Raw genomic sequence first — 6,985 nt, 5'->3', positions numbered from 1 at the left:
CTCCCCCGGCGCCCTCCCCGACAGGAGCCCCATGTCCGCAGCCCCGGCACCGCAGCCGCAGGCCGTGCAGCCCCCGAAGCCGCGTGCGACCGTCCGCATCGGCGACCGCATGTTCTCCACCGCGACCGTCCTGGCCGGCGGGCTCATCCTCCTCGTCCTCGCCCTCGTCGCCCTGTTCCTCGTCTGGCAGAGCATCCCGGCGTTCTCCGCCAAGCCCGGGGACCTGCCGAACGACGCGACGGGCTTCTGGGACTACGTCGGTCCCCTCGTCTTCGGGACCGTCTGGGCGGCGCTCCTCGCGCTCGTCATGGCGACGCCGATCTCCATCGGCATCGCCCTCTTCATCTCGCACTACGCGCCGCGCCGGATGGCCGCCCTGCTCGGGTACGTGATCGACCTGCTCGCCGCCGTACCGAGCGTCGTGTTCGGCCTGTGGGGCGTCCTGGTCCTGGCTCGCTTCGTGCAGCCCTTCTACGTCTTCCTCAACCACTCCCTCGGCTGGTTCCCGCTGTTCTCCGGACAGGTGTCCGGCACGGGTCGCACGATCCTGACGGCGGCGATCGTGCTCGCGGTCATGACGATCCCGATCATGACCGCGGTCATGCGCGAGATCTTCCTGCAGGCGCCGCGCCTCAACGAGGAGGCCGCCCTGGCCCTCGGTGCCACGCGCTGGGAGATGATCCGGCTGTCGGTGTTCCCGTTCGCCCGGTCCGGCATGGTCTCGGCGATCATGCTCGGCCTCGGGCGCGCGCTGGGCGAGACACTCGCGGTCGCCATCGTGCTGTCCGTGTCGAACAGCGTCACGCCGAAGGTGCTCACCTCGCTCAACCCGAGCACCATCGCCGCGAACATCGCGCTGCAGTTCAGCGAGGCGTCCGGCGTCAGGCTCAACGCGCTCGTCGCATCGGGCCTGATCCTGTTCGCCATCACCCTCGTGATCAACATCGCCGCGCGGTTCATCGTCCGCAAGCGCGTCGCCTGACGGGAAGGCCAGAACCATGACCATCGCGCTCCGCCCCGCCCGCGGCAACGTCTACGCGTCGGGCAAGCTCCCGAAGCCGTTCCCCTGGATCCTGCTCGCCGGCAGCTGGATCGCCTTCGGCCTCGTCTTCGCCCTGCTCAACGCGGGCGGTACCGTCGCGGACTTCAACGTCGTCGGCGCACTGTTCCTCGGGACCGTCCTGTTCGACGTCCTCATCGTCGTGATCTCGCGGATCGTCGAGGGTGGCCGCAAGGCGATCGACCGGCTCGTCACCTCGCTCGTCGCGACCGCGTTCATCGTCGCCGTGCTGCCGCTCGTGTCGCTGCTCTGGACCGTCATCGCCCAGGGGCTGCACCGCTTCGACGCCGAGTTCTTCACGTACTCGATGCGCAACGTCATCACCGTGGGCGGCGGCGCACTGCACGCCATCGTCGGCACCGTCGAGATCACCCTGCTCGCGACGCTCATCAGCGTGCCGATCGGGCTCCTCACCTCGATCTACCTCGTCGAGTACGGCCGCGGCTGGCTCGCCCGCGGCATCACGTTCTTCGTCGACGTCATGACCGGCATCCCCTCGATCGTGGCAGGCCTGTTCGCCTACTCGCTGTTCGCGCTCATCGTCGGGCCGGGCACCCGCACGGGCGCGATCGGGTCGGTCGCGCTGTCGGTCCTCATGATCCCGGTCGTCGTCCGGTCGACCGAGGAGGTCCTGAAGATCGTCCCGATGGATCTCCGCGAGGCCTCGTACGCCCTCGGCGTGCCGAAGTGGCTCACCATCGTCAAGGTCGTGCTGCCCACGAGCCTCGCGGGCATCACCACCGGCGTCATGCTGGCGATCGCCCGCGTCATCGGCGAGACCGCCCCCCTGCTCGTCACCGCCGGCTTCACGACGAGCATGAACTACGACCTGTTCGGCAACCCGATGATGACGCTGCCCGTGTTCGCGTACACGCAGTACTCGCAGCAGGGCGCGAACCCCGTGCCGTTCGTCGACCGCGCCTGGACCGCAGCGCTCGTGCTCATCCTCATCGTCATGCTGCTCAACCTCATCGCCCGCTTGATCGCCCGCGTCTTCGCACCCAAGATCGGTCGGTAGCCACTCCCCCGGCCACCGGCACCCGACCACCCACCCCAGAAGGAACCAGCGTGTCCAAGCGCATCGAGGTCTCCGGCCTCAACGTCTACTACGACAAGTTCAAGGCCGTCGAGGACGTCTCGATGACGATCGAGCCGCGGACGGTCACCGCCTTCATCGGCCCGTCCGGCTGTGGCAAGTCGACGTTCCTCCGCACCCTGAACCGCATGCACGAGGTCATCCCCGGCGCGACGGTGCAGGGCGAGGTCCGCATCGACGGCGACGACCTCTACGCGCCCGGCGTCGACCCGGTGCTCGTACGTCGACAGGTCGGCATGGTCTTCCAGCGCGCCAACCCGTTCCCGACGATGTCGATCAAGGACAACGTCCTCGCCGGCGTCAAGCTCAACAACAAGCGCATCAGCCGCTCGGAGTCCGACGACATCGTCGAGAAGTCCCTGCAGGGCGCGAACCTGTGGAACGAGGTCAAGGACCGCCTCGACAAGCCCGGCATGGGCCTGTCCGGTGGTCAGCAGCAGCGCCTGTGCATCGCTCGGGCGATCGCGGTACAGCCCGACGTCCTGCTCATGGACGAACCCTGCTCGGCGCTCGACCCGATCTCGACCCTGGCGATCGAGGATCTCATCGAGGAGCTGAAGCAGGACTACACGATCGTCATCGTGACGCACAACATGCAGCAGGCGTCACGAGTCAGCGACAAGACCGCGTTCTTCAACATCGCGGGCACCGGCCAGCCCGGTCACCTCATCGAGTACGGCGAGACGGCGAACATCTTCTCGAACCCGACCGTGCAGGCCACCGAGGACTACGTCTCGGGCCGCTTCGGGTGATCCCACCGGCCACGCGCCGCGGGGCAGAGCGGATGACGGGAGGCGGTGCACCAGCAGGTGCACCGCCTCCCGTCCGTCCTGGACCTGGTCGTCAGGCGCTCGTGGGTACCGCCACGATCGGCTTCGTGGTCGGCTGCTTCGAGCCCCCGGCGGGTTCGACCGTGATGCCGATGGTGTCGCCCGCCGCCTTGGCGCCGGAGAGCACCGCGCTCGTCGTGCCACCGTCGACCGAGCCGACGAGTCCCGCCGGTGTGATCGAGGACCCGATGTACCAGAGTTCGTACGTCTTGCCGGCGGGCGCGGCCTTGACGCCCTTGAAGATCACGGCGGACTTGCGGAGCTGGTCGGACCACACGACCGTGGCCGTGCCTCCACCCTTGACCGTCGTCGACGCCCGCTGGAAGTCCGCGGCGGCGTAGATCTGGTCGAGCTTCGTCGAGGCCTGGACCTGCCCCTGTCCGGGTCCGGTCTCGTGCTCGGCGAGCGACTGGATCCCGAGGGTGCCGCCGGCGATCACGGCCACCGCGGCGGCAGCGGCCAGGACCACGCGAGCCGGACGCTGGAACCAGCGGACCCGCGCGGTCCCCGACGCCGTGCCGGCGGGGGCGGCGGTGACGTCCGTGACGGCCGCGTGCCGGGCCTCCCGGGCGACCGGCTGCGGCGCGACGGACTGTGCGGAGCCGGGCGCGGCGGCGGCGAGGTCACCCACGGACGAGCCGCCCTGTGCGTCCTCGACCGGCAGCGCCGGGAGCTGGGGCGTCGTGGCGATCTTCGCCATGAGCGCGGCCCGGAGGTCGCGCGGCGGCTCGACCGGCTCGACCGCGTAGGCCAGCAGCAGTGCGGTCTCATGGAGCGAGTCCACCTCGGCACGCACCGGGTCGGATGCGGCCATCGCCGCGTCGACCGCAGCGCGCTCGACGGCGTCGACCGCATCGGTCGCGTAGGAACCCGTCATGAGCGCCACGTCGTCGGATCGGATGGTCATGACCTCACCCCCATCTCGTCGCGGAGTCGGATCATCCCGTCACGGAGACGGGTCTTCACGGTGCCGATCGGGACACCGAGGATCGCGGCCATCTCGCTGTGCGAGTAGCCGCCGTAGTAGGCCATGGTGACGGCCTGGCGTTGGAACTCGGTGAGGCGGGCGAGCGCCCGGCTCACCCGCTCGTGCTCGATGCGGATCTCGACCGACTCGGTCACCGAGTCGAAGTCCGTCTCGAAGTCGCGGATGCCCACCTTCGTGTCCCGGTCACGCGAGGACTGTGCGGCCCGCACGCGGTCGACCGCGCGTCGGTGCGCCATCGTCAGGATCCAGCTCGGGGCCGAACCGCGCGCGGCGTCGAACCGGCTGGCGTTCTGCCAGACCTCGAGGAAGACCTCTTGCGTCACCTCTTCGGACTGGGCATGATCTCGGAGCAGCCGCGTGATGAGACCCATGACGCGGCCCGAGAGCTGGTCGTACAGGGCTCCGAACGCCTCTTGATCGCCAGCGGCGACGCGCGTGAGGAGTTCGTCCGGCGACGCAACGAGTGGGGACGAGGGGGCCTCGTAGCCGTTCGTGTCGCGTTCCACGAGAGTCAGCATCGCAGGTTTTCCTCCTCACAGGGCGTCGGAGCGCAGCCGTTGTCCACGACGCGCTGGTGGTTCCGGGTACGTCGATGACGGCTGGACGGCGACGGCACCGGACCCCGTGCGACCCGCAGGGAATGGGCCGTCGGCCCGGGTCGCACGGGGTGGTTCCGGTGGTGAGCGGCCGTCCCGCCGTCACAGCAGGGATTCGGCGTCCCCCGCGGATCGGATTGGGCGGGCTTCCGGCGGGGTGCCGCGGAAGGTCCGGGGCGGCAGAAGGTCCGGGGCGGCGGACACGACAGTGCGGAGGTCGAACGACAGCGGCCCCGTCGACACCTGCGCCCGCACCCGCACCCGCACCCGCACCCGCACCCGCACCCGCACCAGGCTCCAGCGGGACCGTCGTCGACACCGGACGCCCGATGATCCGGGTCGCGGGAACGACGACGGGCCCGGCGGAGGGAACCGCCGGGCCCGTCGTGACGTGGACGCCGGACCGCAGAAACGCCTCTCGGCGCGAGGCCGCTCGGAGCGGCGAATTTTGGAGCCCGGGGTTACTGCGGCCCGACGTGGACGAGTGTAGCGAAGGCGCCCTGGCCACCGTCGGGTGTTCACGCAGAGAGGACGTGCGCGCGCCCCGGGCGCGTCGGTGCGGTCAGTCGAGGCTGTCGCGGCGCCACAACCCGGCGGCCGCAGCGAGGTCCTCGGCGAGTTCGGACAGGCGCAACGCACGACGGGTGAGCTCGCTGGCTCGGTCCTCCGCCGTGAGGTCGGCGTCGTCCGCGACGCTCGTCGCTCCGGCGGCCGTCAGGCGGCAGAACGCCGCTCCGCGCTCGAGCGCGACCGCGAAGTCGCCGGTGTACAGGCCGCGGAGGATCTCGTCCGCCAGGGTGACGATCTCGGCCGGTCCGGTCGGTTGCTCCGCGCCCGCGACGGCCTGGTCGATCGTCGAGACGGCCTCGGTGCCGCGCTCGAAGAGGTACGCGACCTCGTCCGGGTTCTGCCGGATCAGGGTGCGGACGAGGTAGATCCGCCAGAGCGCACCGGGCAGGGTGTGTGCGCCGACCCGTGCCCAGAGCTCTGCGAGGGCGTCGATCCCGTGCACGTCCGTGTAGGTCACGAGGCGCTCGACGACGGCGGGGTCCGGATCGGTGCGGACGCGGTGCACCAACGCCGTCGCGGTCTCGTGCGCGACACGGTTGATGAGCGCCGGGTCGTTGCCGCCCTGGATGGCCTCGAACTCGGCGGCGGTGAACTGCACGGGTCGGTGGTAGTCGCGTGGCATCGGCGTCAGTGTAGGCGGGACCGGTGACACGGTGGTCAGGTGGGACGGCGCTCCGTCGGCCGATACGCTGGAGGGCGAGGGCCTCTAGCTCAGTCGGTAGAGCACCGGACTTTTAATCCGAGGGTCGTGGGTTCGAGCCCCACGGGGCCCACCGTCGCGAACGCGATCCGGGGCGCCCCTCCGAGTGGTGGCGGCAGCGGCGCGGGTCTCCGTCCGGGTGACGGGACCGTGACCCGCAGATGAAATACGCACATCCATCGGATCCACCGTCGCGTTGTCAGGCCGGATGCCGTAGGTTGGGCGGACAGTCGATGCGCAGAACAGACGCGTACCGCACCAGCAGAACAAGGAAACAACGCAGTCATGGCTACAGGCATCGTCAAGTGGTTCAACGCCGAGAAGGGTTTCGGCTTCATCGCTGCCGACGACGGCAGCGGCGACCTCTTCGCTCACTACTCCGCCATCCAGACGGGCGGCTACCGCTCGCTGGAGGAGAACCAGCGCGTCGAGTTCGACGTCGCGACCAGCCCGAAGGGGCTCCAGGCGGAGAACATCCGCGTCATCTGACCTCCCGGTCTCTGTTCGGAGCGCGGGTCCCTCATCGGGGCCCGCGCTTCGTCGTTCCCGGGGCGTCCGCTCGGGGGCACGGTCGGCGTCCCCGCGCCTCGGGCGACGCGCCCGAGGTGGGCGCAGCGGGGTACACGCGCTCCTCAGCGCTGTCACGGCTGATCTTGTCCACTGTTCAGCTGCCGCTCAGTGGTTCGAGGGGGAGGCGCCGATAGCGTCGTTCGCGGATCCACCACGTGGGTCCCGACACTGGCACCACCAGCAACGACGAACGGGGTACACCGTGACCGAACCCATCCACGACACGCACACCAGCACCACCGGCGGAGCGCGACGGGCGATGGCCCCGGCCACGGGGCGCCTCGCGCTCTCGGACGATCGTCTGCTCGACGAGCTCCGCCGCAACGCGCGGGTCTCGACGCGGCGGATCCGCGCGGACTTCGTCGAGGTGCACACGCCCACACGCGTGCTCGGGTACGTCAAGGGGCAGCGCAAGTCCTTCGTGGCGCTCCGCGGGGACGACCCCGCCTGGGCCGAGGAGATCGGCCGCTACCCGTCCGAGTCCCTCGCGGTCGAGGCCCTCCGCATGCGCCGAGCCTGAGCCGCTCCCGCGCCCGGTCGCGCCCCCGCTCCCACGCCCCCTCCCGCCCCCGCTC

Annotated in this window: 8 protein-coding genes and 1 tRNA gene; 6 read left to right on the top strand and 3 right to left on the bottom strand. The window is 70.2% G+C overall.

Annotated features, from left to right (window positions below; genetic code table 11):
• Positions 1-31 precede the first annotated feature (31 nt).
• The 3 genes from pstC to pstB are packed head-to-tail and all read left to right on the top strand — an operon-like array spanning position 32 to position 2,908.
• Positions 32-982: a phosphate ABC transporter permease subunit PstC gene (gene pstC / locus DEI81_RS15810; RefSeq protein ID WP_111011687.1), complete on the top strand. Its 951-nt coding sequence runs from the start codon at positions 32-34 to the stop codon at positions 980-982.
• A gap of 16 nt (positions 983-998) precedes the next feature.
• Positions 999-2,078, top strand: a complete 1,080-nt coding sequence (gene pstA / locus DEI81_RS15805; RefSeq protein WP_111011686.1) for a phosphate ABC transporter permease PstA — start codon at positions 999-1,001, stop codon at positions 2,076-2,078.
• Between the two features lie 50 nt (positions 2,079-2,128).
• Positions 2,129-2,908: a phosphate ABC transporter ATP-binding protein PstB gene (pstB, locus tag DEI81_RS15800; protein WP_111011685.1), complete on the top strand. Its 780-nt coding sequence runs from the start codon at positions 2,129-2,131 to the stop codon at positions 2,906-2,908.
• 91 nt (positions 2,909-2,999) lie between these two features.
• Here the strand turns inward: pstB and DEI81_RS15795 are convergent, their stop codons facing one another.
• The 3 genes from DEI81_RS15795 to DEI81_RS15780 form a co-directional block, all read right to left on the bottom strand.
• Complete coding sequence (locus DEI81_RS15795; RefSeq protein ID WP_111011684.1) at positions 3,000-3,893, bottom strand: anti-sigma factor; 894 nt, start codon at positions 3,891-3,893, stop codon at positions 3,000-3,002.
• Complete coding sequence (gene sigK / locus DEI81_RS15790; RefSeq protein ID WP_111011683.1) at positions 3,890-4,492, bottom strand: ECF RNA polymerase sigma factor SigK; 603 nt, start codon at positions 4,490-4,492, stop codon at positions 3,890-3,892. Before sigK ends, DEI81_RS15795 begins: the two co-directional genes overlap by 4 nt.
• A gap of 640 nt (positions 4,493-5,132) precedes the next feature.
• Positions 5,133-5,762: a DNA-directed RNA polymerase subunit beta gene (locus DEI81_RS15780; RefSeq protein ID WP_111011682.1), complete on the bottom strand. Its 630-nt coding sequence runs from the start codon at positions 5,760-5,762 to the stop codon at positions 5,133-5,135.
• A 78-nt stretch (positions 5,763-5,840) separates the two neighbouring features.
• On the opposite strand from DEI81_RS15780, the gene DEI81_RS15775 reads away from it, so the two are divergent.
• The 3 genes from DEI81_RS15775 (at position 5,841) to DEI81_RS15765 (ending at position 6,930) form a co-directional block, all read left to right on the top strand.
• Positions 5,841-5,913: transfer RNA gene (locus tag DEI81_RS15775), tRNA-Lys, on the top strand.
• A gap of 212 nt (positions 5,914-6,125) precedes the next feature.
• Complete coding sequence (locus tag DEI81_RS15770) at positions 6,126-6,329, top strand: cold-shock protein (protein ID WP_111011681.1); 204 nt, start codon at positions 6,126-6,128, stop codon at positions 6,327-6,329.
• A gap of 283 nt (positions 6,330-6,612) precedes the next feature.
• Entirely contained in the window at positions 6,613-6,930 is a 318-nt protein-coding gene (locus tag DEI81_RS15765) for a hypothetical protein (protein ID WP_111011680.1), read from the top strand.
• Positions 6,931-6,985: the final 55 nt, after the last annotated feature.

Source organism: Curtobacterium sp. MCBD17_013, from assembly GCF_003234565.1.
GTDB lineage: Bacteria > Actinomycetota > Actinomycetes > Actinomycetales > Microbacteriaceae > Curtobacterium.
Note: the sequence above shows the minus strand (reverse complement) of the source record. Positions and strands in the feature narration are given on the sequence as shown.

Bases quoted from the DNA above. Each gene is read 5' to 3' on its own strand.
- pstC (WP_111011687.1), top strand. From the start codon at position 32: ATGTCCGCAGCCCCGGCACCGCAGCCGCAGGCCGTGCAGCCCCCGAAG.
- pstA (WP_111011686.1), top strand. From the start codon at position 999: ATGACCATCGCGCTCCGCCCCGCCCGCGGCAACGTCTACGCGTCGGGC.
- DEI81_RS15795 (WP_111011684.1), bottom strand. From the start codon at position 3,893: ATGACCATCCGATCCGACGACGTGGCGCTCATGACGGGTTCCTACGCG.
- sigK (WP_111011683.1), bottom strand. From the start codon at position 4,492: ATGCTGACTCTCGTGGAACGCGACACGAACGGCTACGAGGCCCCCTCG.
- DEI81_RS15780 (WP_111011682.1), bottom strand. From the start codon at position 5,762: ATGCCACGCGACTACCACCGACCCGTGCAGTTCACCGCCGCCGAGTTC.
- DEI81_RS15770 (WP_111011681.1), top strand. From the start codon at position 6,126: ATGGCTACAGGCATCGTCAAGTGGTTCAACGCCGAGAAGGGTTTCGGC.